Annotated in this window: 32 protein-coding genes; 2 read left to right on the top strand and 30 right to left on the bottom strand. The window is 31.4% G+C overall.

Translation table 11 applies throughout. The annotated features are described in order from the left end of the window. Positions 1-152: 152 nt before the first annotated feature. Genes BN2667_RS03845 through BN2667_RS03825 form a run of 5 tightly spaced genes read right to left on the bottom strand, consistent with a single transcriptional unit; the run spans position 153 to position 2,963 of the window. A complete protein-coding gene (locus tag BN2667_RS03845) occupies positions 153-1,253 on the bottom strand; it encodes an FAD:protein FMN transferase (protein ID WP_054251999.1) in 1,101 nt (366 codons plus the stop codon). Between the two features lie 4 nt (positions 1,254-1,257). Beyond that, a complete protein-coding gene (locus tag BN2667_RS03840; RefSeq protein ID WP_054251998.1) occupies positions 1,258-2,007 on the bottom strand; it encodes a sulfite exporter TauE/SafE family protein in 750 nt (249 codons plus the stop codon). 3 nt (positions 2,008-2,010) lie between these two features. Continuing rightward, a complete protein-coding gene (locus BN2667_RS03835) occupies positions 2,011-2,196 on the bottom strand; it encodes a helix-turn-helix domain-containing protein (RefSeq protein WP_054252161.1) in 186 nt (61 codons plus the stop codon). 34 nt (positions 2,197-2,230) lie between these two features. Beyond that, positions 2,231-2,710, bottom strand: coding sequence for a DUF2975 domain-containing protein (locus BN2667_RS03830; RefSeq protein WP_054251997.1), 480 nt, complete (start codon positions 2,708-2,710; stop codon positions 2,231-2,233). A 4-nt stretch (positions 2,711-2,714) separates the two neighbouring features. Beyond that, positions 2,715-2,963 carry a pro-sigmaK processing inhibitor BofA family protein gene (locus tag BN2667_RS03825; protein ID WP_054251996.1) on the bottom strand — a complete coding sequence of 83 codons (249 nt, stop codon included), beginning with the start codon at positions 2,961-2,963 and terminating at the stop codon, positions 2,715-2,717. Between the two features lie 92 nt (positions 2,964-3,055). Between BN2667_RS03825 and BN2667_RS03820 the strand changes: the two genes are divergently transcribed. After that, entirely contained in the window at positions 3,056-3,325 is a 270-nt protein-coding gene (locus BN2667_RS03820) for a glutaredoxin domain-containing protein (RefSeq protein ID WP_054251995.1), read from the top strand. 102 nt (positions 3,326-3,427) lie between these two features. Here BN2667_RS03820 and BN2667_RS03815 read toward each other — a convergent pair whose 3' ends face one another. The 4 genes from BN2667_RS03815 to BN2667_RS03800 all read right to left on the bottom strand — a co-directional run bounded on the left by BN2667_RS03815 (position 3,428) and on the right by BN2667_RS03800 (position 7,679). After that, a complete protein-coding gene (locus BN2667_RS03815) occupies positions 3,428-4,666 on the bottom strand; it encodes an aminopeptidase (protein ID WP_054251994.1) in 1,239 nt (412 codons plus the stop codon). A 35-nt stretch (positions 4,667-4,701) separates the two neighbouring features. Then, entirely contained in the window at positions 4,702-5,931 is a 1,230-nt protein-coding gene (locus BN2667_RS03810) for a glycosyltransferase (RefSeq protein ID WP_054251993.1), read from the bottom strand. Positions 5,932-6,058: 127 nt separating this feature from the next. Further along, a complete protein-coding gene (hslO, locus tag BN2667_RS03805) occupies positions 6,059-6,943 on the bottom strand; it encodes an Hsp33 family molecular chaperone HslO (protein WP_054251992.1) in 885 nt (294 codons plus the stop codon). After that, positions 6,936-7,679, bottom strand: coding sequence for a class I SAM-dependent DNA methyltransferase (locus BN2667_RS03800; RefSeq protein ID WP_054251991.1), 744 nt, complete (start codon positions 7,677-7,679; stop codon positions 6,936-6,938). Before BN2667_RS03800 ends, hslO begins: the two co-directional genes overlap by 8 nt. 57 nt (positions 7,680-7,736) lie before the next feature. On the opposite strand from BN2667_RS03800, the gene BN2667_RS03795 reads away from it, so the two are divergent. Continuing rightward, entirely contained in the window at positions 7,737-8,249 is a 513-nt protein-coding gene (locus tag BN2667_RS03795; RefSeq protein ID WP_054251990.1) for a DUF4364 family protein, read from the top strand. 61 nt (positions 8,250-8,310) lie between these two features. On the opposite strand, the gene BN2667_RS03790 is transcribed toward BN2667_RS03795, so the two are convergent. The 21 genes from BN2667_RS03790 to ruvC all read right to left on the bottom strand — a co-directional run bounded on the left by BN2667_RS03790 (position 8,311) and on the right by ruvC (position 25,882). Then, entirely contained in the window at positions 8,311-10,944 is a 2,634-nt protein-coding gene (locus BN2667_RS03790; RefSeq protein WP_054251989.1) for a valine--tRNA ligase, read from the bottom strand. Between the two features lie 10 nt (positions 10,945-10,954). Beyond that, entirely contained in the window at positions 10,955-11,947 is a 993-nt protein-coding gene (gene trpS / locus BN2667_RS03785; protein ID WP_054251988.1) for a tryptophan--tRNA ligase, read from the bottom strand. A gap of 105 nt (positions 11,948-12,052) precedes the next feature. Beyond that, positions 12,053-14,422, bottom strand: coding sequence for a glycogen/starch/alpha-glucan phosphorylase (locus BN2667_RS03780; RefSeq protein WP_054251987.1), 2,370 nt, complete (start codon positions 14,420-14,422; stop codon positions 12,053-12,055). A gap of 11 nt (positions 14,423-14,433) precedes the next feature. Then, on the bottom strand, positions 14,434-15,027 hold the full coding sequence (locus tag BN2667_RS03775; RefSeq protein WP_054251986.1) for a helix-hairpin-helix domain-containing protein: 594 nt from the start codon (positions 15,025-15,027) through the stop codon (positions 14,434-14,436). 62 nt (positions 15,028-15,089) lie between these two features. After that, positions 15,090-15,473 (bottom strand): RidA family protein, encoded by a 384-nt coding sequence (locus BN2667_RS03770; RefSeq protein WP_202903562.1) that lies wholly within the window; start codon positions 15,471-15,473, stop codon positions 15,090-15,092. Continuing rightward, positions 15,466-15,825, bottom strand: coding sequence for a ribosome silencing factor (gene rsfS, locus BN2667_RS03765; RefSeq protein ID WP_054251984.1), 360 nt, complete (start codon positions 15,823-15,825; stop codon positions 15,466-15,468). Before rsfS ends, BN2667_RS03770 begins: the two co-directional genes overlap by 8 nt. A gap of 75 nt (positions 15,826-15,900) precedes the next feature. After that, the gene (gene yqeK / locus BN2667_RS03760; protein WP_054251983.1) at positions 15,901-16,476 is read right to left on the bottom strand and encodes a bis(5'-nucleosyl)-tetraphosphatase (symmetrical) YqeK; all 576 of its coding nucleotides are present in this window, start codon (positions 16,474-16,476) and stop codon (positions 15,901-15,903) included. After that, positions 16,460-17,062 carry a nicotinate-nucleotide adenylyltransferase gene (gene nadD, locus BN2667_RS03755; RefSeq protein ID WP_054251982.1) on the bottom strand — a complete coding sequence of 201 codons (603 nt, stop codon included), beginning with the start codon at positions 17,060-17,062 and terminating at the stop codon, positions 16,460-16,462. The genes yqeK and nadD overlap by 17 nt, the downstream gene beginning before the upstream one ends. A gap of 1 nt (position 17,063) precedes the next feature. Further along, complete coding sequence (gene yhbY / locus BN2667_RS03750) at positions 17,064-17,351, bottom strand: ribosome assembly RNA-binding protein YhbY (RefSeq protein WP_054251981.1); 288 nt, start codon at positions 17,349-17,351, stop codon at positions 17,064-17,066. A gap of 8 nt (positions 17,352-17,359) precedes the next feature. Continuing rightward, positions 17,360-18,631, bottom strand: coding sequence for a GTPase ObgE (obgE, locus tag BN2667_RS03745; RefSeq protein WP_054251980.1), 1,272 nt, complete (start codon positions 18,629-18,631; stop codon positions 17,360-17,362). A gap of 98 nt (positions 18,632-18,729) precedes the next feature. Further along, a complete protein-coding gene (gene rpmA / locus BN2667_RS03740; protein ID WP_054251979.1) occupies positions 18,730-19,008 on the bottom strand; it encodes a 50S ribosomal protein L27 in 279 nt (92 codons plus the stop codon). Between the two features lie 2 nt (positions 19,009-19,010). Then, positions 19,011-19,358: a ribosomal-processing cysteine protease Prp gene (locus BN2667_RS03735; protein ID WP_054251978.1), complete on the bottom strand. Its 348-nt coding sequence runs from the start codon at positions 19,356-19,358 to the stop codon at positions 19,011-19,013. Then, positions 19,358-19,666: a 50S ribosomal protein L21 gene (gene rplU / locus BN2667_RS03730; protein WP_054251977.1), complete on the bottom strand. Its 309-nt coding sequence runs from the start codon at positions 19,664-19,666 to the stop codon at positions 19,358-19,360. The genes BN2667_RS03735 and rplU overlap by 1 nt, the downstream gene beginning before the upstream one ends. A gap of 131 nt (positions 19,667-19,797) precedes the next feature. Then, complete coding sequence (gene scfB, locus BN2667_RS03725; RefSeq protein ID WP_054251976.1) at positions 19,798-21,144, bottom strand: thioether cross-link-forming SCIFF peptide maturase; 1,347 nt, start codon at positions 21,142-21,144, stop codon at positions 19,798-19,800. Between the two features lie 43 nt (positions 21,145-21,187). Next, entirely contained in the window at positions 21,188-21,337 is a 150-nt protein-coding gene (gene scfA, locus BN2667_RS03720; RefSeq protein WP_054251975.1) for a six-cysteine ranthipeptide SCIFF, read from the bottom strand. Positions 21,338-21,348: 11 nt separating this feature from the next. Next, on the bottom strand, positions 21,349-21,612 hold the full coding sequence (gene yajC, locus BN2667_RS03715) for a preprotein translocase subunit YajC (RefSeq protein WP_054251974.1): 264 nt from the start codon (positions 21,610-21,612) through the stop codon (positions 21,349-21,351). Between the two features lie 18 nt (positions 21,613-21,630). Beyond that, the gene (gene tgt / locus BN2667_RS03710; RefSeq protein WP_054251973.1) at positions 21,631-22,746 is read right to left on the bottom strand and encodes a tRNA guanosine(34) transglycosylase Tgt; all 1,116 of its coding nucleotides are present in this window, start codon (positions 22,744-22,746) and stop codon (positions 21,631-21,633) included. A gap of 7 nt (positions 22,747-22,753) precedes the next feature. After that, on the bottom strand, positions 22,754-23,773 hold the full coding sequence (gene queA / locus BN2667_RS03705) for a tRNA preQ1(34) S-adenosylmethionine ribosyltransferase-isomerase QueA (RefSeq protein ID WP_054251972.1): 1,020 nt from the start codon (positions 23,771-23,773) through the stop codon (positions 22,754-22,756). 11 nt (positions 23,774-23,784) lie between these two features. After that, positions 23,785-24,801: a Holliday junction branch migration DNA helicase RuvB gene (gene ruvB, locus BN2667_RS03700; RefSeq protein WP_054251971.1), complete on the bottom strand. Its 1,017-nt coding sequence runs from the start codon at positions 24,799-24,801 to the stop codon at positions 23,785-23,787. Positions 24,802-24,810: 9 nt separating this feature from the next. Further along, entirely contained in the window at positions 24,811-25,386 is a 576-nt protein-coding gene (gene ruvA / locus BN2667_RS03695) for a Holliday junction branch migration protein RuvA (protein WP_054251970.1), read from the bottom strand. Between the two features lies 1 nt (position 25,387). Beyond that, positions 25,388-25,882 (bottom strand): crossover junction endodeoxyribonuclease RuvC, encoded by a 495-nt coding sequence (ruvC, locus tag BN2667_RS03690; protein WP_054252160.1) that lies wholly within the window; start codon positions 25,880-25,882, stop codon positions 25,388-25,390. Between the last annotated feature and the right edge of the window lie 18 nt (positions 25,883-25,900).

The following is a 25,900-nucleotide window of genomic DNA, read 5'->3' as shown; positions in this document are numbered from 1 at the left end:
AATAAATTAAGAGGAAGAACCCTTTGATTAAAAGGTTATCAAGTCTAATCATTGAATTTACAAATAACTTATTTAGAAAAAATAATAAGACAAAGCTTAGAAGAATTATTAAAAAATATGAAAAGAAAACTCTTATATTGTTTTTAAACATTCTATTTTGCACCTGTTGCCCCTTCTGAAAGCATAATTTCTTTCATTCCATCACTGGCTACAACTGATCCATCCTTCATTATCCAAAGAGCATCAACATCCTTATTGTTATCTACTAAGGCTCTGCCCTCTTCGTATGGCATTAAATAAATAACTGTGGACATAAAGTCAGCTAGGGCTGAGTCTTCTGTTACAACAGTTACTGCCCTAAAATAATCACCAGGATATAGGGTATCTTTGTCAATTAAATGGTGATAAACTTTTCCATCAACTACAAAATATCTTTGATAGTCTCCACTAGTAACAACACTTTGACCAGATACAAATATAGTTTCAAGTATATTAGATTCACCTTCTTTAGGAAATAATATATCTGGATTTTGAATTCCTACTCCCCATCTTGCTCTAATTCCGTCATTAGGATGACCAATAGACTTTACATTGCCTCCTGCGCTAATTAGTAGTGAATCACATCCTAGTTCTTCTACTTCTCTACAAACAAGCTCAACTGCATAACCTTTAGCAATTGCACCTAGGTCAATCTGAGTATTGTCATTATCTATATAAACCGTTTTATTTTCTGGATCAAGATGGATCTGCTCCATTCCTGTAAAAGAATTTGCCTTTTCTAGTTCTTCTTGGCTTGGCAAAAGGTCATCATCTTTTATATCATCACTTGCATCTAAATTTTGGTTTAAATCTCTATAGTCAGACCAAACATTTAAAAGTGCACCTAAGGATATATCAGCTTCATCTGAATAGTCCTTATAGTATTTAATAGACTTTTCAATAAGATCAAAAAGTTCATCAGAAACTTTTACAGCTTCCTTTCCTGCCATATCGTTAATGGTCTTGCAGTTATTAATTCCGTCATAGTTGTTATACTTGTCAAATTTTTTGTGCAAGTCGTTAAATCTTTTTTCTATAAAATCATTATATTCCTTGGCTTTTTCTTCATTTTCTGCATACATAACTGTATAAACTACTGTATCAAAAGTTCCAAAAAAATTATAAGTGTACTTATCCTCTATTACTTCTTTTTTTTGACAAGAAGTTAAAGTCAAAGTTAAAGCACAAATTAAAATCAAAAAAAATCTTTTCATAAAATTAAAATACCATCCCATAAAAAACTTTTACCGCTGCTGCAAGGGCCATAATAATAAAAATCGGTTTTACAAATTTATCTCCCTTGTCTACTACTAGCCTAGAACCTACAAAGGCACCAAGCATCATAGAAATTGCAACAGGTATTCCTATAGAGTAATTTATTTTTTTATTAATTGCAAATAAGATTAAACTCATAAAGTTAGATGATAAATTTAAAACTTTAGAGTTTGCACTAGCCATCACAAATGAAAAGCCAAAAACTTTAATAAGGGAAAAAATAATAAAGGTTCCAGTTCCTGGTCCAAAAAATCCATCATAAAAGCCTAGAGCCAAGGCCACAAGAATTCCTTTTTTTAAACTAGTTGAATTAAAGCCCTGATAATTATTCACGAGACCAATGTCTTTTTTCAACATTGTATATATCCCAACCAGAATTAAAATAACTAAAATTATTGGCTCTAAAATAGTTGAATCAACTTTTAAAACAGTATTTACCCCTAACATTGCCCCTATTAAAGAAAATGGAGCTAGCCTTAGCATTAAAGACCAATCTATTTTATCAGACCTTGCATAAGTATAGGTCGACATAGATGTTCCTGCAACTGAAGCAAATTTATTTGTTCCCAATAGAACGTGAGGGTCAAGGCCAGCAATCATATAGGCAGGTATTGTTATTAAACCACTTCCACCTGCAATAGCATCGACAATTGCTGCAACAAAACCCATTATACACAAAAATACTATTTTCATAATCTATTCCTCATCATCTACAAATTCTAAAATATCACCTGGCTGGCATTCAAGGACCTTGCATATAGCTTCTAGGGTAGTAAACCTAATGGCCTTGGCTTTGTTATTTTTTAAAATAGAAATATTTGCCATGGTGATTCCCACTCTTTCACTTAACTCTGTAACAGACATATTTCTTTTTTCTAACATTTCATCTAAATTAACAATAATCAATTCACTCACCTCATATTGTTAAGTCATTATCTTCTTTGAGAATGGTTGCCTTTTTAACTAAAATATATAAAATTCTAGAAAAAACTGCTATCACCAAAGATGAAATAATAACTAGAAAAAGAATAACTGCAAGTAAAGGAGTAAAATAGTCATTAGAAATAAATAATATGGTTATGATAATAAATAAAACCAATATTGTAATACTAGAAATAGCTACAATATTTAGTGATTTTAGCGGCTTAGCAGTATAAATATCATCTGATAAAATATAAGTTGTTAGAAAAAAAGATTCTATTAGTACCACAAAAAATGGAAAAGCAGAAATTAAAACTAAAATATTTACAGGTTTTGCTAGGTAGGCAATCTCCCTATAAGTTTCAATAGAAAAGTCAACTAACTGAGGCAAAACTGCAATAGCCGCATAGAGCATTACTAAACCTAAAATAACTAAAATAAATTGTAAAACCTTAATTTGTTTTCTGTCTTTCATCTTATCACCTGCCTAAAATTAATAAAACGATAATTCCAAATATTCCAAATATTCCTACAAAAATCGTAGAAAAAATATTTATTTCTATACTCAGCCCTATAAAGCTACCAAAATAATTTAAAATATACAACAAAATAAAACCAGCAATGGCATTTAAAAATAACTTAGCCATAAGCTTTAAAGATAATTTAAATATTTTTCCCAAAGCTCCAAAAATAGCTAAAATTAATAAAAATAAAAAAATAAAATTCATGGTTCCTCCTAGAATAATAATAACATAAAATGGCTATATAAAGAATGAAAATGTAGTTAATAGCATAAAAATGTTGAAGAAGGAGAAGACTTATGAAAGAAGTAATTTTATTTATGTCACCACTATGTCCAGACTGTCCGCCAATAGTTGAAAAGTTAGAAAATGAAAATATAAATTATAGAAAAGTAGATATTACTAATTCTATGAGAGAATTAAAGGAGTTTTTAAAACTAAGAGACTCTCATCCATATTTTGAACAAATAAAAAAAGAAAATATGGTTGGCATCCCAAGTCTTTTAGTTGATGGGGAAAATTTTTATAATCCCTATGATATTGAAGATTTCAAAAAATTAAAAGACTAAGAATATTTTTAAAATTAATAAAGTACGGATAGAATTTTCTTGAATAAAAAAGTGCTTGTATACATTACAAATACAAGCACTTTTTCAAATTCTTATATAATTTTAAAAAGTAAAGTTACCATTTTTAAATATTTCAAATTCAGATCCATCTTCTGCTATACCAATTATTGAAAGTGATGATGATCCAACCATAAAGTCTTCGTGAACTGCAGAATCATTAATTCCATTAGCTACAAGCTCTTCATCTGACATTTTTTCTCCACCTTCTACATTTGTTGGATAGGCCTTGCCAAAGGCAAAGTGACAAGATGCATTTTCATCAAATAAAGTGTTGTAAAAAATTGTATTTGAGTTTGAAATTGGGGAATCAAATGGAACTAAAGCAACTTCTCCAAGATAAGATGCTCCCTCATCCATTTTTAAAAGCATAGCTAAGGCTTCTTCGCCTTTTTCTGCAGAAAATTCTACAACCTTACCATCTTTAAAAGTTAAATCCATGCCATCAATTAAAACGCCATTATAAGAAAGTGGCTTAGTAGATTTTAATCTACCGTTGATATTATTTCTATCAGGCGCTGTAAAGATTTCTTCTGTAGGCATGTTTGGTATAAAGCGGACATTGTTGTCATTATAAGAAGCTGCAGTCATCCAAATGTGGTTATTGCATAGGCCAACTTTTAAATCTGTTCCATTGTCAGACTTGTATCTTAGTTCTTTAAATTGTTTTTCATTTAAAAGTTTTCCTCTTCTATTTAGGGTTTCAATATGGTCTTCCCATTTCTCTATAGCTTTTCCATCACCAGAAATTCTACAGAAGTTAAAGATATCATCCCAAAGTTTTTCAACAGCTTGGTCAACTGAAAGGTCTGGATAAACTTTTCTTGCCCAGCCTGGTGTAGGAATTGAAACTACAAGCCAAGAAACCATATCATTCATTGTATATTTCATTAGGTGTTTGGTCTTCTTTTGCCTAGCTGCAGTAGCCATTTTTATTCTTTCAGGGTCTACGTCTTTTAATAACTCTGGGTCTTCAGCATATATAGAGATGTTTGTAACGTCATTTTTTAAATAATATTCCATTTCTTCTACTTGAAAGTCATGGTAGTTTTTTAAAACATCTTCAGCTGCATGTAAGTATTTTTCTTTAGTTAAAATATCATCTGACCAAACTACGATAACTTCACTTACTTCTCTTTCGTAGGCGTGTTTTGCCAGTAGTCTTACAAAATCTATTGCCTCAACTGGTGCTTTAATTTTTACAGGCTTGCCCTTTTGTACATTTGCTCCAAATGATACAATTAGATTTGCATATTCATCAAGTTTTCTTTCAAAATTTTCCATTTTACTATACCTCCATTTATTTTTAATTTTATTTTTTATTTAATTAAGTGATTCTTAAAGTCTAAAAATGCTGGAAGACTGCTTCTTATAATCCTTCTAGATCTTGGTCTTGTCTTACTTATACTAAGGGCAAGTTTGTAAACTTTTTCTACTGACTTTGCAAAATAAGTTTTTGAATAATATTTTGAAGTTTCTAAGGAGTTTTTCTTCATAGTTTCCATTAAAGTTTTACTATCTAAAATTTTTTCTATGTTATTTATAAAGCCTTCTTCATCTTTATAATAGAAACCATTATAACCATCAATTAATACTTTTTCTAAGCACTCGTCATACCTACATACTAGGGGCAAACCACTTGCCAAAGCTTCTATATAAGTTAGGCCTTGGGTTTCACTTTGAGAAGCTGAAACAAAAATGTCTGCTGACTTATAAAATAGAGAGACTTTCTTAGGATCTACCATTCCTGTCATTATTACTTTATTTTCTAATGATAAGTTTATTATTTCTTGGGCCAGAGTTTTTTCATAAGGTCCTCCACCAACAACAAGTAGATAAATATTGTCTCTCCTTGCTACTAAGGCTTTAAAGTTAATTAGTAATGCTCTAATATTTTTTTCTTCTCCAATTCTACCTAAATATAAAAGAAGGTCTGCATCACTTGGAATAGAATATTTCTTTCTAAGAATTTCTTTGTCTTTGTCGTCAAAGTTACTTTCAAAAGATAGTATGTTTAATCCTGTGGGAATTACTTTTATATCCTTTGTAATATCATAGGCAAGTAAAGTTTTTTTCACTTTATTTGTTGGTGCAATAATTACTGCTGCATCTTTAAGCCTGTTTTTTGACATAAAAGAAACTACTTGTCTGCTATACTTTTTATTTATTTTCAAATACGAAATATAATCTTCATACATGGTATGGTAGGTGTGAACTATTGGCGCCTTAGTTTTTTTAGATATATATTTACCATAAGTGTAGGTAAAAAACTCACATTGGCTGTGAATTATATCTGGTTTCCAGGATATTAATTCATTAATTAATTGGTCATAAAGTAAAACAGTTGCCCTAATATCTGGATAAACATTAACTGGAATACTTTTAATATAATAAACATTGTCGCTTTTATGAGAATGAATATTTCTAGACAGGGTCAAAATTTTTACATCATGCCCCATTTTACTTAGTTCTTCAGATAAATTTAAAACTGATGTCACTACTCCATTTATAGAAGGTTTGTACAGGTCTGTAGTTATTAAAATCTTCATAAGGCCTCCTTAGTTACATTATACTATATATAACTAATAAAAAATTAAATCCAAAGAATTTTAATATACTTTTAAGATTTTTACAGCTTTTTAATTTTCGGCTTTATTTTACCTAAAAAAACAATTTTTATTTAATCTCATTTAGTATTTCAACAAGCTGGTCTTTGTTGAAGTTATATTTTTCATTACAAAAATGACAAACTACTTCTGCCTTTCCATCTTCTTCTATAATTTCACTTAATTGGTCTTTGCCTAAGGCCTTTAAGGTTTGGATTGTTCTTTCTCTAGAGCATAGGCACTTCCATTCTAAGTCTTTTTCTTCTAATATTTCAATTTCAAAGTCTTCTAGAATATAAGAAACAATATCTTCTAGCGAATCTTTTTCATCCATAAGCTCTGTCATAGACTTTTTACTTCCAATTGATTTTTCTAATTTACTTATATCTTCTTCTGTACAGCCTGGTAAAAGTTGGATCATGTAGCCGCCAGAATGTTTTATTGAAAGGTCTTTATCTACTAAAACGCCTAAGGCAATAGCTGTATTTGTTTGTTCAGATTGAAGAAAATAATAGGCTATATCTTCAGCGATTTCTCCTGAAATAATTTCTGACTGGCCAACATAGGCTTCCTTCATACCTAGGTCCATTATAGTCTTAACATAACCTGACCTACCAACTATTCCTGCTACATCTAATTTTCCTAAATCATTTAATGGCAAATCTGCTGATGGATTTTCTATATAACCCTTTATTTCACCTTTGTTATTTGCAGAAACTAAAATATTTCCAGCTATTCCATTTCCTGCAATTATTAATGTAAGAGAGTCATTTCTATTTTTTAACATAGTTGACATTAGTGCTGCAGCAGAAATTGTTCTACCTAGAGCTGCTGAAGCAGTTTTAGATGTTTGGTGTTTGTCTCTTGAAACATTTACTATGTCAGTAGTATTAACTGCTACAAATTTAAACTTTCCTTCTTTTTCAATTCCTCTAATTAAATAATCTCTATTCATCTTTATCCTTTCTTGCTACAAATGTTAATCTCAATGTTTTATCGCTGACTTCTTTATAAGTATAAGAGTCGTATACCTTAATTTCAGTAAATCCTTTCTGGTCCAAAGCCTTATAAATTTCTTCTAAAGTATAGGCCCTTTCTCTATGGGTTTCATCAAATCTTTCATAGCTACTTCCTGAAACTTTTTGAAAAAAAGTAAGCAAGTACTCATTAATCTTTGTCTCTTCATCGAAAGATCCCTGCCAAACATAAAGGGTGTCATCAACTTCATCTGAAAAAATATTATTGCCAATAAATTCGCTAATCTTATAGGCTGAGTTGACATCAAAAATAAAAAGTCCATCTTTTTTTAAATGCTTATAGACTAAATCGAATACCTTTAACAAGTCGTCATACTCAGTAATATAATTAAATACATCTAAGACAGCTATTGCCATATCAAAGTCTTTGTTTAAAGAAAAATCTCTAATGTCTCCTTGAAGAAATCTAATATTTCTCCTTCCAAATGATTTTTCCCTAGCCAAGGAAAGCATTTCATCAGAATTGTCCATGGCTATGATATTATACCCATTTAATTTGCTTGTAATATTTCCAGTTCCACAACCTAACTCTAAAAGGCTATTCCCCTTAATATTATATTTTTCTTTTTCTCTATTTATAAAATCAACTATTTTATCATAGTCTACGTCATATATTAACTTGTCATATATTTTTGCAAATTTTAAATAATTCATTGTCATCACCTTCTTATATTATCTGTTATTTGTGTTATAATTGCAATGGAGGTAACTATGGATAATAATTTAAATTTAAAAGTAGCCAATGACAAACTACTTATTCTCTATATAATAAAAAAATCTAAATGCAAATTAAGCTTTGAACAATTGTCGAGTTTAATACTAGAAAATGAATTAATGGACTACTTTACCTTTGTGGAATATTTTAATGAACTAAAAAATTCAAAGTTTTTTAATTCAGATGACGGAAGAATTTTAATTCTTTCTGACTTCTCCATTCAAATTCTAGAACTTTTAGAAGACAATATAGATATTATTTTAAAAGAAAAGGTAGATAATATCTTCTCCCCTCAGACTATGGATATTGAAAATCCAGAGTTTGAACTAATTCCCCTTAATAAAGACAAAACCATTGTTAAACTTGCAATTAAAGGATCCTTAGACGAAAACTTTTCTATGACCTTTACCCTAGATAATGATAGAGATTTTAAAAGGCTAAGAGAAAACTGGCTTAATAAAAACAAATCTTTTTATCACGAACTTTTAAAAGTTATACTAGACAACTAAGATAAATAAAAATCGACTGGTCTCTTTAAGATTTTCTTAAAAAGACTCAGTCGATTTTGTTTTATTTATTTAATTTTTCAAGCTGTAAATTAATGTTTTTTAACATAGTTTCATAAGTTTCTTTTTTTGCTCTCTCTTCATTAATTAATTTTTCTGGAGCCTTGCTTACAAAACCTTGGTTGGCTAATTTTGAATTAACTCTTTCAATTTCAGAAATAGCTTTTTCTTTTTCTTTAGTAAGTCTTTCTATTTCTTTTTCCCTATCTATTAATTCTTTCAGTGGAAGAAATACTTCTGCCTTACCTACTAGCAATACTGAATGTTCATCTGGATCAATATTTGCCTTGTCTTCAAATTTTACTGTTTGACAATTAGCTAAAGTAAGAATTTGTTGGCTGTTATTTTCTATAGCAGCTTTTTCAAACTTGTCTTCTGTGTAGTAAAGCATATTAGTCTTTTTCTTATTAGGAAGATTCATTTCTGCCCTAATATTTCTTATTGACTTTATTATTTCTTTTGTAAATTCAATTTCATCATAAGTTTCTTTAAATTCAAAAGCTTCTTGGTATTTTGGCCAAGATGCAATTATTAAGGCTTCGTCTTTTACTGGCAGATGTTGGTAGATTTCTTCAGTAATAAATGGCATTATTGGATGAAGTAGTTTTAATATTTTATCTAAGAGATACATTAAAACATTTACTGCATCATTTTTCACATCTACATCTTCGTCATAAAGACGGTACTTAACCATTTCTAAATACCAGTCGCAGAACTCATACCAGATAAATTCATAAATTTCATTTGAATATAAGCCGATTTCAAACTTATCAAGTTGCTTATCAATTGATACAATTGTTTGATTAAGTTTGTGAAGAATCCACTTATCTTCTGATTTTAAATTAATATCTTCAATACTCTTTTCCCTAAAGTTGTCATCAACATTCATTAGAACAAGTCTAGATGCATTCCATAACTTATTGGCAAAGTTTCTAGATGCTTCAACTCTAGATTCAAAATATCTTAAATCATTTCCTGGGCTGTTGCCATTTACTAAAAAGAATCTTAGAGCATCAGCTCCATAATGGTCGATTACATCAAGTGGATCAACACCATTATCAAGAGACTTAGACATTTTTCTTCCTTGTTCATCTCTAACTATACCTGTTATTAAAACATGTTTAAATGGAACTTGCCCAGTATGTTCTATAGCTGAAAATACCATTCTAATTACCCAGAAAAATATAATATCATAACCAGTGATTAATACATCTGTTGGATAGAAATATTTAAAATCTTCTGTTTCTTTAGGCCAACCTAATACTGAGAAAGGCCATAAGGCTGAAGAAAACCAAGTATCTAATGTGTCTTCATCTTGGACATATTTTATTTCATCTGTATCTTCAGGTTTTGTTTTTGAAACTACATATTCATCTTTGCCATTAATATAGTAAACAGGGAGTCTATGGCCCCACCAAAGTTGTCTAGAAATATTCCAATCTCTAATATTTTCTAACCATTGTTCATATATTTTTGAAAATCTTGATGGCACAAATTCTGGAGAGTTGTTTTCTTTAAATTCTTTTAATGTCGCCTCTGCCATTTCTTTCATTTTAACAAACCATTGTTTAGAAATTATTGGCTCTACAACAGTATTACATCTTTCACAATGACCTACAGAGTTTTCTCTAACTTCTTCTTTGACAAATAGGCCTAAGTCTTTAAAGTCTTCAATGATTTTCTTTCTAGCTTCGTATCTATCTAAACCGCAATAGTCTCCACCATTTTCGTTTATTTTTGCTTCTTCATCTAAAATTACAAGTTGACCTAAATTGTGTCTGGCTCCTACTTCAAAGTCATTAGGATCGTGAGAAGGAGTAATCTTAACTACACCTGTACCAAAATCCATTTCAACATAGTCGTCAGCAATAATTGGTATTTCCCTATTCATTAGTGGTAGCATAACTTTCTTGCCAACTAAGTCTGTGTATCTTTCATCTGCTGGATTAACTGCTACTGCAAGGTCTCCTAGTATAGTTTCAGGTCTAGTTGTTGCAATAGTAACAAAACCATCTCCATCAACTAGTGGATATTTAAAATACCAAATCTTGCTATGAGTTTCTTCGTGGTCTACTTCTGCATCAGAAATTGAAGTTTTACAATCTGGACACCAGTTTATAATCCTGTCGCCTCTATAAATATAACCTTTTTCATATAACTTAACAAAAACATCAAGGACTGCATCAGAAAGATCATGGTCTAAGGTAAATCTTTCCCTGTCCCAATCACAAGAAAAGCCCATTTTCATAAGTTGGTTTTTAATGTTTCCACCATATTTTTCCGTCCAGTCCCAAGCTTCTTCTAAGAATTTTTCTCTGCCAAGTTCTTCCTTAGTTTTTCCTTCGTTGCGAATTTTATTTACAACTCTAGCTTCGGTAGAAATACTAGCATGGTCAGTTCCTGGAACCCAAAGAGCTGAATATCCATCCATCCTCTTCCATCTAATTAATATATCTTGTAGGACATACATGGCATGACCTAGATGTAAATTTCCAGTAACGTTTGGTGGTGGCATTGTTATTGTAAATGGTTTTTTATTTTCATCAACTTCTGCATGGAAATATTTGTTCTCCATCCAAAAGTCATATAATCTATTTTCAAAATCCTTAGGATTATAAGTTTTTGCTAATTCTTTCATTGGTCCCCCTTTATAATTCAATAAGTCCTATTTTGTCACAAACTTCTTTAATTTTTGCATTGGCTAATTTTCTAGCTTTTTTCGCTCCAGACCTATAAATTTCTTCTAGTTGATCTTTGTTAGACATATATTCATTGTATCGATTTTGAATTGGTCTTAACCCATCAACTACAACTTCAACAAGTTCTTTTTTAAAAGTTCCATAGCCTTGGTTGTCAAATTTCTTTACAATGTCATCTGGACTTAAATCAGTAAATGAAGAGTATATATCTATAAGGTTTTTTAATCCTGCTTGGTCCTTATTATAGGCAATAACACCAACTGAGTCGGTTACGGCTCTCATTATTTTTTTCTTAATATCTTTTTCAGAATCTAGAATATAGATTGCTCCATTTATATCTTCATCTGATTTACTCATTTTTGCAGCTGGATTTTGCAAGCTCATAATTCTAGTTCCAGTTTTTGTGGCTAGCATTTCAGGCATAACAAAAGTTTCTCCATAAATAGAATTAAACTTTTCAACTAAATCTCTAGTAAACTCTAAGTGTTGTCTTTGGTCATCTCCTACTGGAACATATTTTGCATCAAAAAGCATTATGTCTGCCGCCATTAAAATTGGATAGTTTAATAGGCCTGCATAAATATTGTCAGCATGTTTTTCTGCCTTGGCCTTGTATTGGGTCATTCTAGATAGTTGGCCAAGTGGCGTTATTGAATTTAAAATCCATTGAAGCTCTGTATGGGCTGGAACATGAGATTGAAAATAAATAATAGATTTTTCAGGATCTAAATCTGCTGCTAAATACAGTGACAGAATTTCATAAGAATATCTATTTAAATCTTCTGCTTTAATACCTGCTGTAAGCGCATGCATGTCAACTACACAGTATATACAATCATATAAATCTTGTTGGACAGAAAAGTTTTTTAAGGCTCCTAAATAATTTCCTATAGTTAGGTTTCCTGAAGGTTGGATGCCACTAAATACTCTTTCTTTCAAAATAATCTCTCCTTTATAGTTAAGGTACTTTTATAAAAACATTTCTAATTACTTCTTACTATTATAAAGAAAAAAACCACTCTTGTCTATAAGTGGCTCATTTCCTTTTTATATAAAACTTGACTCTATATGCCAAATATTTTCCGCATAATCTTTAATTGTTCTATCAGAAGAGAACTTACCTGCATTTGCTAGATTCATTAGACATTTTTGAGCCCAATATCTTTGGTCTCTATAGGCTCTGTCAACTTCTCCTTGAGCTTCGATATATGGCCTTAAGTCTTTTAATATAAAGTAAGAATCAGGTTTAGACCAATCTTCTTTAAAAAGTCCATTATAAATATCTAAAAACATATAGCTATCATTGTCTACAAAAGTCCCATTTAAAAGTGTATCTACAACTTGTTTTATTTGGTAGTCGTTTAAATAAATTTCCATAGGTTGGTAAGTTGATTCAATTTCCCTAAGTTCTTCAACTCTGGCACCAAAGATAAAGTTATTTTCAAATCCTGCTTCTTCAACAATTTCTATATTGGCTCCATCGTATGTTCCAATTGTTGGAGTAGCATTTAGCATAAACTTCATATTACCTGTACCCGATGCTTCCTTTCCTGCTGTAGATATTTGTTCAGAAATGTCAGCAGCTGGGAAAAGTTTTTCTCCATAACTTACCCTATAATTTTCTACAAAGATAACTTTAATCTTGCCTTTAATTTCTAAATCATTATTTATAACTCTGGCAACTTCATTTATCAATTTTATTATTGCCTTAGCTCTAAAGTAACCTGGAGCAGATTTTCCTCCAAAGATAAAGGTCCTAGGTAAAATATCTAAATTAGGATTTTCCTTAAGTCTTTGATAAAGATAAATTACTTGGAAAATATTCATTAGCTGTCTTTTATATTCATGAATTCTTTTAATTTGAATATCAAAAATTGATGCAGGATCAACTTTAATTCCTTCATGTTTATAAATATAATCAGCAAGTTGCTTTTTCTTTTGGAATTTTATTTCCATTAGTTCTTCTAATACTTTGTCATCATCAATAAATTCTTCTAGCTTTTTTAGTTGGGATAGGTCTTTAACCCAGTCTTTAGATCCTAAAAGCCTTGTAATAAGAGCTGATAGTTCAGGATTTGACATTAATAGCCATCTTCTAGGTGTTATTCCATTGGTTTTATTTTGAAACTTTTCTGGATAATATTTGTACCATTCTTTTAGAACATCTGCTTTTAATATATCTGTATGAAGTTTTGCAACACCATTAACAGTATGGGACAAAAATATTCCTAGGTTGGCCATGTTAATGTGACCGTCTTTGTATATTCGCATTATTTGAATTTCTTCTTCAGTTGCATTTTTATCCTTCAATTTTTCTAAAAGAACTTCATCAATTGCCATTATTATTTCTAAGTTTCTTGGGTTGGTATCTTCGACAATTGACTCTTCCCATTTTTCCATTGCCTCTTGTAATATAGTATGGTTTGTATAGGAAAATATTCTTTGGGTCTTTTCAAGGGCTTGTAAAAAATCATAAGAATAGTCATCAACTAAAATTCTTACAAACTCAGAAATTCCAATTACTGGATGAGTGTCATTTAGTTGAATTCTAACTAAGTCGTCAATATTGTCTAGACTTTCATATTTTTCTAAATGTTTTTTTATTATATCCTTTATAGATGCTGAGCAGAAAAAATATTGTTGTCTAAGTCTTAAAACTTTTCCTGACCTTTGATCGTCATTTGGATATAAGACTCTAGTTATATCTTCTGCCCTATTTTTCCCAACTAAGGCTTCATCATATTTAAAGTTGTTAAATTTTTCAAAGTCAAAGTCCAAAAGTGCCTCAGACTGCCAAAGCCTAAGGGTATTAATACTCTTTCCTTCGTAGCCAATTATAGGCATATCATAAGGAACAGCCCTTACTTTCATATCTTTAAATTCAACAATTTGTGACTCTGAATACTTTCTAATAGACCATGGATCTCCATTTTTTGTCCAAGAGTCTCCAGACTCTACTTGAAAACCATTAACTATAGATTGTTTTAAAAGCCCTTCCCTATATCTAACACCATAACCAGTTAAAGGTAGGTTTAAAGTTGCAGCTGATTCCATAAAGCAAGCTGCTAATCTTCCTAGGCCACCGTTTCCTAAGGCTGCATCTTCTTCTTGGTCGGCAATTTCATCTAAGTCCATATTTAAAGTTTCTAAAATTTCTCTTACATCTTCTTCTAAAAGTAAGTTGACTAAATTGTTATATAGGGACCTGCCAACTAAAAATTCAGCAGAAAAATAGTAGGCTTGTCTTTTGTCTTTATAGACTTCTCCTGTTTCCTTCCATTTATCGGCAATAAATTCCATTATTGTTTCAGAAAGAGCTGTATATTTTTCTAAGTCACTGGCTTCCTCTAGGTTTTTACCAAAACTTAATCTTAGGGCAAGTTTAAAGGTGTTAATAAAGTTTTCTTTGTTTGTCATTGTCTCTCCTTTTAAATAGTTATATTATCTTCTATTTCCTTGTATTTATTTTCTCCAATACCAGGCACATTCATTAGGTCTTCTTTTTTAGAAAATGGTGTTTTCTGCCTGTAATTTATAATTTTTTCGGCAGTTTTATCACCTATACCTGATAGGCTGGTAAGTTCTTCCTTACTAGCTGTATTAATATTTACTAAAGTAGTTGCTGGTTCTTGAATAAAGTTTGCGATTTCTCCCTTGGCAGGAATGTATATTTTATCTTGATCATTTAAAATAAGTGATAGGTTTATTTGGTCTATATCAGCTTCTTCTGTCATTCCTCCAGCAAGTTCAATTGCATCAAAAAGTCTCTGGCCTGCTTTCATTTTTACTAGACCAGGATAATTTACGTTGCCGGAAATATGTATATAAATATCTTCATTTTCAGATTCGCTTGATTGATTGTTTTCTTCAACTATTGGATTTTCTTCTAAATTTTGACTAAGACTTAGTTGATTAGTTAGCTTACTTTCACTTTGGTTTTTATTTTTTATAAGAAAAAAAGCTAAAAATAAAAGCAAGTAAAATAAAATAATCAATAAGCTTTTTCCTTTGTCCTTAAACATAATCCACCTCAAAAAAGATTTTAAAATAGAGCAAGCAAATTCCTTTGCCTGCTCTATATATATTAAGCTAGAGCTATTACTTCAATTTCTACAATAGCATCTTTAGGAAGTCTAGCTACTTGGATACAAGATCTTGCTGGTTTGTGGTCTGAAAAATATTCGCCATAAACTTCATTTACCCTAGCAAAATTGTCCATGTCGTCTAAAAATATAGTAGTTTTTACAACTTTTTCAAGACTTGAGCCTGCTTCTTCTAAAATAGCTTTAACATTGTCAAGACTTCTTCTAGTTGCCTTTTCAATATCGTCATTAATTAAATTTCCATTAGCTGGATCAATAGCTAGCTGACCTGATGTAAAAATCATGTCTCCTACTTGAACTGCTTGACAGTATGGTCCTACTGCTGCTGGTGCCTTATCTGTGTGTAAAATTTTCATCTTAATCATCTCCTGATTTGTTATCAAAATTTTCTTCTACTTGTTCCCATAGTCTTTCTAAATCATAATATTGTCTTTCTTCCTTATGGAAAATATGAACAATAATATTACCATAATCTAATAAAACCCATCTGGCACTTTGATATCCAGAGCGATTTATCTGTTTAAGTCCTTCTTCATCCATCTTTCTATTAATTTCATCTGCAATTGCTGAAACTTGGGTAGATGAATCTGCTGAAGTAATAATAAAATAATCAGCAATACTAGTTTGTTCACTGACATTTAAAGTTACTGTGTCGTAGCCTTTTTTGTCGTCAATAGAATTTTCAATTATTTTTACATAATCTAAAGTATCTTTCAAATTTTCCTCCTTTGTAAATGACAATATCTTACGTTTATTATATTAAAATTAGGCCAATAAGTCAAAAAATCAATTTCATTTTTCTACAATATTTAAGAAATAATTTCTCGCTTTTATTGTATCTATACCTAAATATTTTCCCTTGTTTATTAGGGCTTTTATTGTGTCATCTAAAGAGAATAAAATTGCTTCATCAATATTTTTATTAGCAAGGTCCCTAAGTTTTTCTACACCCTCAAAGTCCCTACCTGGTTCAATTGCATCTGTAATAAAAATTATTTTATCAAGTAGGCTAGGATTTTCTCTAAGGGTTGTGTGATACCTTATAGAATCTAAAATGTAGTCATCATTAATATCAAAAACTATTCTAGCTACATCTGCACCTAAATGAGGATGTAGAAGTTGAAAGTTTTCTAAATATTCTTCTGGATAGACTAAGTTATTATCTTTAATAAATTCAAAAGCCATTTTCTTATCTAGAAACTTGCCACAATCATGAAACAGTCCTGCAATTTTTCCCTTGTCAGGATTTTCTCCTAAAGCTTTGCAAAATCTTTCAGCTGTTTCCATAACTCCTAAAGAATGATTAAACCTATATTCACCTATTAGCTCTTCTAATTTTTTTATCTTATCCCTACTTATACAATCCATTATCTTTTATAAAGTCCTCTACTTTTTTTGGCAATAAATATTTAATACTTTTATTGTTTTTTATTCTCTGTCTTATATCTGAAGATGATATTTCAAAAATTGGTGAGTCTACTATGTCTATTTTTAAGGAAAATTCATCTTGTAAATATCTACATTTTTTCATAGTTTCTCCTAGGGAAATTCCCTCTTTGTAAATCCTATTAGAAACTAGTATGTTTGTTAACTTACCAAGCTCTTCTATCTTGTACCACTTTTCGATAGAAAATAAATTATCCATTCCTATTATAAAATTAAGCTCAGCTTCTGGACATTTTTCCTTTAGTGTTTTTAATGTTTCAGCTGTGTATGAAGTGGTCTCTTTTAATACCTCAATTTCACAAAAAGAAAAATATTTATTGTCTTCAATTGCAAGTTTTACCATTTCTAATCTTTGGTCTGCTAGACTTTCATAAGTCTTGTGAGGAGCATTTCCAGTTGGAATAAATATTATTTTGTCTAAGTTTTTTAATTCTCTCAAATACTCAGCCATAGCCAAGTGACCTAAGTGTATAGGATCAAAAGATCCCCCAATAATGCCTATTTTCATTTTACAGTTGAATTTTTTTGTTTTCTTTAGATTCTCTATAAATTACTAACTTACTGCCAATTTTTTGAACAAATTCAGCCTGAGTACTAGATAAAATATCTTCAACTACTTCATCAACTAAGACAGGACTATTTTCTAAAACACTAATTTTTATTAGTTCTTTTTGTTCTAATTGGATATCTAATTCTTTTAAGATATTTTCAGTAAGACCTTCCTTTCCTATTTGTAAAGAAGGATTTAATTTATTTGCTAAGCCTTTTAAATAGGCCCTTTGTTTACTATTAATCATTTTGCCTCCTATGGTATATATTCAAATTCTATATCGCCTATAAATACATTATCACCTTCAGAAATTCCAGCTTCTTCCAGTAACTTTATAATCCCCTTGTTTATAAGCATATTTTGGAAATATTTTATTGATTCATTGTCTTGGAAATTTATTGAAGCTATTAGCCTTTCAATGTCTCCTCCACTTACAATATAGTTATTTCCTACTACTTCTACATTAATTTCTTCTTCATTTGTTGTTTTTAATTCAATATAGGCCTCATCATAGGTTTTATAAGACCTATCAACCTTACTTATAAGTTCCCACACATAGTAAATCATACTTTGTAGGTTTTCGTGTTTAATTACTGAACCTGAAAATATCTTTATGTCTGTATCTTTTAATTTTTCTTCTAATCTTTTTAAGTTTTCTTTTGCTCCTGGCAGGTCCATTTTATTGGCATAGACTACTTGAGTCTTCTCTTCCAAATTACTATTATAAGATGCAAGTTCTGCATTTATTAAATCAAAATCATTTAATGGGTCCCTAGCCTCGGAGCCAGAAATATCCAAAACGTGGATTAAAACATTGGTCCTTTCAATATGTTTTAAAAATTCATGCCCAAGACCAATGCCGTCTGATGCACCCTCTATTAACCCTGGTACATCTGCTACTACAAAAGATTTTTCTTCTTCTAATCTAACAACTCCAAGATTTGGTTCTAGAGTCGTAAAATGATAATTAGAAATTTTAGGTTTGGCAGCAGAAATAACTGATAGTAAAGAAGATTTTCCAACATTTGGAAAGCCAATTAGGCCAACATCAGCTAATAATTTTAATTCTAAAATTATTTCTCTTGATTCGCCTGACCTTCCTGGCTGGGCAAAGTTAGGAGCCCTTCTTGTTGGAGTTTTAAATCTTGCATTGCCCTTGCCACCTTTGCCACCTTTGGCTATGGTATATTGTTGGCCATTTTCTTTTAAGTCAACAATTACATTGCCACTAAGAGGGTCTTTGACTAGGGTGCCAACAGGAACCTTTAGGGTAATATCATCGCCAGCCTTGCCAAATTGTTTTTTATTTCTTCCCTGTTCTCCATTGTTACCCTTATAGACTCTTTTATATCTAAAGTCCATTAGGGTGTGAATATTGTCAGAGGCAAGTAAAATAATGGAGCCTCCATCGCCTCCATCGCCTCCTGCTGGTCCTCCTGCTGGTTCAAATTTTTCTCTTCTCCAAGCAACAGCACCATTTCCTCCATTGCCTGCAGTAACTGTAATTTTTGCTTCATCTATAAACATAAAATCACCTTTTTATTTTTATAATACCACGAAAAATTATTGCTAACAAATAAAAATAAAAAAACCAAGCTATAAGCCTGGTTTAATAATTATTTTATTTAAGCATCATATACGCTTACTTGTTTATGTTTCTTGCCTTTTCTTTCGAATTTAACAACTCCGCTAACTAGGGCAAATAAAGTGTCGTCTCCACCACGTCCAACATTTGTACCTGGGTGAATTTTAGTACCTCTTTGTCTAACTATAATGCTTCCTGCATTAACAAATTGGCCATCAGATCTTTTAACACCTAATCTTTTGGCTTCACTATCTCTACCATTTCTAGAGCTACCAACACCTTTTTTAGAGGCAAAAAACTGTAAATTTAATTTTATCATCACTACACCTCCCGGTAAACTAGTTTTAAATAATCCTTGTAATCTTGAATTAAAGAAAAAATAGAAATTTCAAAAAATTTAAAGCCACTTTGAACTCCTGGTCTATTATAAATAGATGGATCATCAATATTTATTGAAAATAAAGAAGCTTCTTCATTTTCTATGGCATGAAAATTTAAGTCATCTATGGATATTTTTTCAACTTCTAATAAGTAGTTACTTAGGCCCATGGCTAAAGAACTTACAGAAGCACATACTAGATCATAGCCAGAGTCTGCATAACCTGCATGACCTGTAATAAGCACAGACTTAAAGTTATTCTTTTCTTTAATTAGCTTTACTTCTATCATTAGTTAATACTTTCGATTTCAATTTCAGTATAAGGTTGTCTGTGACCTTGTTTTTTACGATAGTTTTTCTTAGCTCTGTATTTGTAAACTATAATCTTTTTAGCTTTGTCGTGTTTCTTCACAACAGCTTCAACCTTTGATCCTTCTACATATGGAGCACCAATTTTTAGGTCGTCGCCATTAGCAACTAAAAATACTTTATCAATAACTACCTTATCGCCAACTTCAGCATCAAGTTTTTCAACTCTTAATATATCGCCTTTTTCAACTTTATATTGCTTACCGCCAGTTTCAATTACTGCATACATTAACGGACACCTCCTCTTATCCAGTCTCGCCTTCAAAGGTACTAAATAGTTTATAAACCTTGTCAGAGCGGCTCATACCAATTAATGTTAGCATTTCATAGGCAAAATGTCAACATTTTTTGAGTATATTTTTAAATTTCATTGGCTAAAATAGAAATAGCACATTCAACTCTTTTTCTTTCCATTTTACAGCCAATTTCATAGGGTTTTAAAATATCTCCATTATTGAAATATGCATTTGCATGACAACCACCTGAACAATAATATTTTGCAAAACAAGAGTTGCATTCATCTTTGTTCATTACATTGGCGCATTTAAATTCATCTCTTAGGTCTTCTCTAATAATTCCTGTATCAAGATTTCCTAATAAGAAATCTTTTTCTCCAACAAATTGGTGGCAAGGATAAATATCTCCTTCAGGAGTAACTGCAATATATTCGCTACCTGCTCCACATCCAACCATTCTCTTTACAACACATGGACCTTGGTTTAGGTCTATCATATAGTGAAAGAACAAAAAGTCCTTGTCATATTTTCTAATTGAAAGATAGTCTTTAGAAAATTCTTCATATTCTTTTAGAATTTCATCTAAGTCCTCTTCTCTTATTGCATAAGGCTCCTTTGGATCTGTAACTACTGGTTCAATAGAAACTTTTTTAAAGCCATTTTCATAGTAGTCTAACAAATCTTTTCTAAAGTCTTTGTTAAAGGATGTGTAGGTTCCTCTAATGTAATAGTCCTTGTCACCTCTAGTTTCTATTAGCTTTTTAAATTTTGGAACTATAATATCGTAGCTTCCCTTATCATTTAAAGTTGGTCTAATAGGGTCATTTATTTCTTTTCTGCCATCTAGACTCAAAACAACATTGTCCATATTTTCGTTAATAAAGTCAATTTTATCATCTGTAAGTAAAAGGCCATTTGTTGTTATTGTAAATCTAAAGTGTTTGTTGTAATCTTTTTCAATTTCTCTGCCATATTTTACCAGGTCTTTAACTACTTCAAAGTTCATTAATGGTTCGCCACCAAAAAAGTCAACTTCTAAGTTTTTTCTATTACCAGAATTTTCGCACAAGAACTTCAAGGCTTTTTTCCCAGTTTCTAAGTCCATTAGTGACCTTTGTCCTTTAAAGTTTCCTTGGGCTGCAAAACAGTATTTGCATTTTAAATTACAGTCATGGGCAACATGTAGGCACATGGCTTTAATAATATTTGTAGGATTATATTCTACATCATCTAAGGAGTTGTCATCTTCTGTAAATAAAAGTTCTTGGTCAACTAAACTTTTAATTTCTCCCAGAGCTGTTTTAATATTATTTTCTTCATATTTGTTTTTGTATTTATCAATTAACTCTTCCTTGGACATTGTTTGATAATCATCTAGTAGGTCATAAGTAAGTTCGTCTACTAGGTGAACTGATCCACTGGCAACGTCTAGAACTATATATTTATCATTTAAAAAGTATTTATGAATCATTAATTTCTCCCTTAACTAAAAAGAAGTGGTAAACCACTTCAAATTAGTTCTTTTTTTCATTTTCGCACTTTTGATTACCAACTGTGCAAGAAGTTTTACATGCTGATTGGCATGAAGTTTGGCATTCGCCACAGCCTGCATATGAAGCTGTTTCTTTTAAAGACTTTCCAGTTAATGTTTTAATGTGTTCCATAATTTCCTCCACTATTTAATTACAGCGCTTACGCCCCATTTAGTAATTTCTAACCTAGTGTTCATACCGCTAGTTTCTATGGTAATATAGTCGTCTTTTACAATAACTACTTTACCAACTATACCTCCAATAGTAATGATATTGTCGCCTACAGCTAGAGAATTTCTCATTTGTTCAAATTCTTTTTCTTTCTTTTTCTGTGGCCTAATTAAGAATAAGTAAAAAAACACCATCATTACTAACATCATAATTATTCCTGAATATTGTTGTGGCATACTATCCCTCCTATTCTATTAAATATTATAGCCGAATTTTCTATAAAAGTCATCTTTATATTTTAATAAAGTATCATTTTTTATCGCTTCCCTTATATTTTCCATCATTTTTAATAAGAAATATAAGTTGTGAATAGTTAAAAGCCTGTAAGCAAGAATTTCATTTACAGAAAATAAGTGTCTGATATAGGCCCTTGAATAATTTTTACATGTATAGCAATCACACTCAGGGTCTAACTTAGTAAAATCTCTTTTATAACTTGCGTTTTTTACTACTAAGTTTCCTCTTGACGTAAGAGCAGTTCCATTTCTAGCTATTCTTGTTGGCAAAACACAATCTGCCATATCTATTCCTCGAATAACTGATTCAAATAAATAATCTGGTGTCCCAACTCCCATATTATATCTAGGTTTGTCTTTAGGCAGTAGGTCTAGTGTAAAGTCTAGCATTTCATTCATTAGCTCTAGAGGTTCACCTACAGAAAGGCCGCCAATTGAATATCCTTCAAAATCCATGGCAACTAGGTCCTTGGCACTTTGCTCTCTTAGGTCTTTAAACATACCGCCTTGAACAATTCCAAACATAGCCTGGTGATCAGGATTTTTATTGGCTTTTTTTGATCTTTCTGCCCATCTAGTTGTTCTCTCCATAGACTGCTTTACATAGTCATAGTCTGCTGGATAGGAAACACACTCATCAAAGGCCATCATTATATCTGATCCTAGGGCATTTTGAATTTCTATAGACTTTTCTGGAGAAATAAATTGTTTGGAGCCGTCAATATGAGACCTAAACTCAACTCCTTCTTCAGTTATTTTTCTGTTATTAGCTAGAGAAAAAACTTGGAAACCTCCAGAGTCTGTTAAAATTGGCTTGTCCCAGTTCATAAATTTATGAAGGCCACCTGCTTCTGCCACTATATCGTGACCAGGTCTTAAAAATAAATGATAGGTGTTGCCTAATATAATTTGTGCTCCTAAGTCCTTTACCTCTTCTGGGGTCATGGTCCTCACTGTAGCTCTTGTTCCTACTGGCATAAAAATTGGAGTTTCAATTACTCCATGGTCAGTAGTTATTTTTCCAAGTCTAGCCTTGGTGTGCTTTTCTTCTTTTATTAATTCAAATTTAAACATAAGTCTCCTAATATAAAAACATTGCGTCGCCAAAAGAAAAGAACCTGTACTTTTCTTTAACTGCTTGGTCGTAAACTTTTAAAATATTTTCCCTGTCCCAAAAAGCAGAAACTAACATAATCAAAGTTGATTCAGGTAAATGGAAATTAGTAATGATACCATCAACTGCTTTGATTTCAACACCTGGATAAATGAAAATATCTGTAGAGCCAGAGTCTTCAACTATTGTTCCGTACTTTTTATAAACTGATTCTAGAGTCCTAACAGATGTAGTTCCAACTGCTATTACTCTCTTTCCATTTTCTCTAGTTTGTCTTATAAGGTCAGCATTTTCCTTGTCTATTTTATATACTTCCTCATGCATTTTATGGTCTAAGATGTCATCTTCTTTTACTGGTCTAAAGGTACCTAGACCAACGTGAAGAGTTAGTTTTGCAATATTTACATTTTTTTCTTTTAGTTTATTTAATAAGTCTTCTGTAAAATGTAGGCCTGCAGTTGGTGCAGCAGCTGATCCATAATACTTGGCATAAATAGTTTGATACCTATTTTTGTCTTTTAATTCTTCGTGAATATAAGGTGGAAGTGGCATTTGACCAATTTCATCTAAGATTTCTTCAAAAATTCCACTATAACTTAGTTCTATTATCCTTATTCCATCTTCAATTATATCTACAACTTTTCCCTTTAACCTATCAGAAAAAATTATTTCATTTCCAATTTTCATTTTCTTGCCAGGTTTAACTAAACACTGCCAGGTGTCTTCTTGTCTTTTTAATAAAAGAACTTCGATTTTTTCATCTCTATCTGGTCTGTGGCCATAAATTCTAGCTGGCATTACTTTTGTTTCGTTTAAAACTAAAGTATCTCCTTCGTTTAAATAATCAACTATATCTTTAAAATGCTTGTGGGAAATTTCCCCATTTTTTCTATTTACTAAAAGTAACCTTGATTGATCCCTATTTTTTATAGGGTGTTGGGCAATTAATTCTTCTGGTAAATCAAAATAAAAATCTGATTTTTTCACTGCTTTAACCTCTAATCATTATCATCTACTAAATACTCTAAACCTAAGTGGTCATAAGCTTTTTTTGTTACAATTCTTCCTCTGTGAGTCCTTGACATAAAGCCAATTCTTATTAAATATGGCTCGTAAACATCTTCTAAGGTGGTTTTGTCCTCACCAGTTGCAACTGCCAAGGTGTCTATACCAACTGGACGATTTGGAAAAGACTCTATCATTGTTTGAATTATTTTTCTATCTGTTCTGTCCAGACCTAGGTTGTCAATTTCCATTAAGTCTAAGGCTTTTTTTGCTAAACTTAAATTTATATAGCCATTGCCAATTACATCTGCATAATCTCTAACTCTTTTTAAAAGTCTGTTGGCTATTCTTGGCGTTCCCCTTGACCTTCTAGCAATTTCTTCTGCTCCATCTTGGTCAATTTGTATATTTAAAATACTTGCAGACCTTTTTACAATCTTTACTAGGTCTTCAATATTATAAAGTTCTAAGTTTAAAATAACTCCAAACCTATCTCTAAGTGGAGATGTTAAAAGTCCAGCTCTTGTAGTTGCTCCAACTAAGGTAAAGTTAGGAAGATCAAGTCTAACAGACCTTGCAGTTGGACCCTTGCCAATAATTATATCCAAGGCATTGTCTTCCATGGCAGGATATAAAATTTCTTCTATAGACTTATTTAACCTGTGAATTTCATCGATAAAAAGAACATCTCCTTCAACTAAGTTAGTTAAAATAGATGCCAGGTCTCCTTGTCTTTCAATAGCAGGTCCTGATGTTACTTTTATATTAACTCCCATTTCATTGGCGATAATATTTGCAAGTGTTGTCTTTCCAAGCCCTGGTGGTCCATACAAAAGAGTGTGGTCTAAAGATTCTTTTCTCAACTTTGCTGCCTTTATAAAAATGCCAAGTTGGTCTTTTACTTTACTTTGTCCTATATAATCTTGAATCCACTTGGGTCTAAGATCTTTTTCTAATTCTAAATCCTCGTCTCTTTCAACTGAAGAAACAATTCTGTTTTCTGTATTCAAATCTAAAACCTACCTCATCATTTCCTTAAGGCCAAGCCTAATTAAATCTTCTACTGTCATACCCTCTTTATAAATCGACTTAAGCATGTCAGATACCTCGTAGGAAGTATAGCCTAATTGAATTAAAGCTTCTTCAGCTTCAGAAATTGGTGAATTTAAAGCTTCTATACTTGCTTCTACATTCATATGGTCAGTCTTATCTTTAAGCTCTAAAATCACTCTTTCTGCAGTTTTCTTGCCAATGCCTGGGGCCTTAGTTAGAACGCCAACATCTTCTGACCTAATAGCAGCAATAATAGTATCTGCACTTAAACCAGACAAGGCTCCAATAGCAATTCTAGGTCCAATACCTTTTACTGTAGTTAAAAGTCTGTATACTTCTCTTTCATCTCTACTAGCAAAGCCATAAAGGGAAATATCATCTTCTCTTACAACCATGTCAGTATAAACTTTTACATGGCTGCCAATTTCTAGGGCTGCTAATGTATTTAAAGAAGCCATTAGTTTGTAGCCAATATTGGCATTGTTTATAACTACATAGCCATCTTCCTTGTATTCAACTTGTCCGTAAATAAATTCAATCATCTTATCTCATCCTAAACATATCTTTAAAATTAAGGGAACTTGCATGGGTTATTGCAACAGCTAGGCCGTCTGCAGCATCATCTGGTTTTGGAATCTTTTCCATATTAAGCAAAAGTTTTACCATCTCTTGAATTTGTTTTTTATCAGCCCTACCATAACCTGTAATTGCCTGTTTAATTTGTAAGGGAGTGTACTCAAAAATATCTAAGCCCTTATTCTTACAAGCTAAAATTTCTACTCCTCTTGCATGGCCAACAGCAATTGCAGTTTTGACATTTTTATTGAAAAATAATTCTTCAAAGGCAACTTCTTCAGGTTTATAAGTTTCAATAAGTTGGTCCATTAGTTTATAAATCTTTTCCAGCCTAGAAGGCAGAGGTAGTCCTGCTTTTGTTTCAATAACTCCATAGTCTACTAACTTATATGAATTTCCTATACAATCGATTATTCCAAAACCTACTAAAGCAAGTCCTGGATCTATACCTAAAATTCTCATAAATGAAAAGGCTAAGTA

Source organism: Neofamilia massiliensis, from assembly GCF_001299475.1.
Lineage (GTDB): Bacteria > Bacillota > Clostridia > Tissierellales > Peptoniphilaceae > Neofamilia > Neofamilia massiliensis.
The sequence above is the reverse complement of the archived record's forward strand: the minus strand, read 5'-3'. Positions and strand labels throughout refer to the sequence as shown.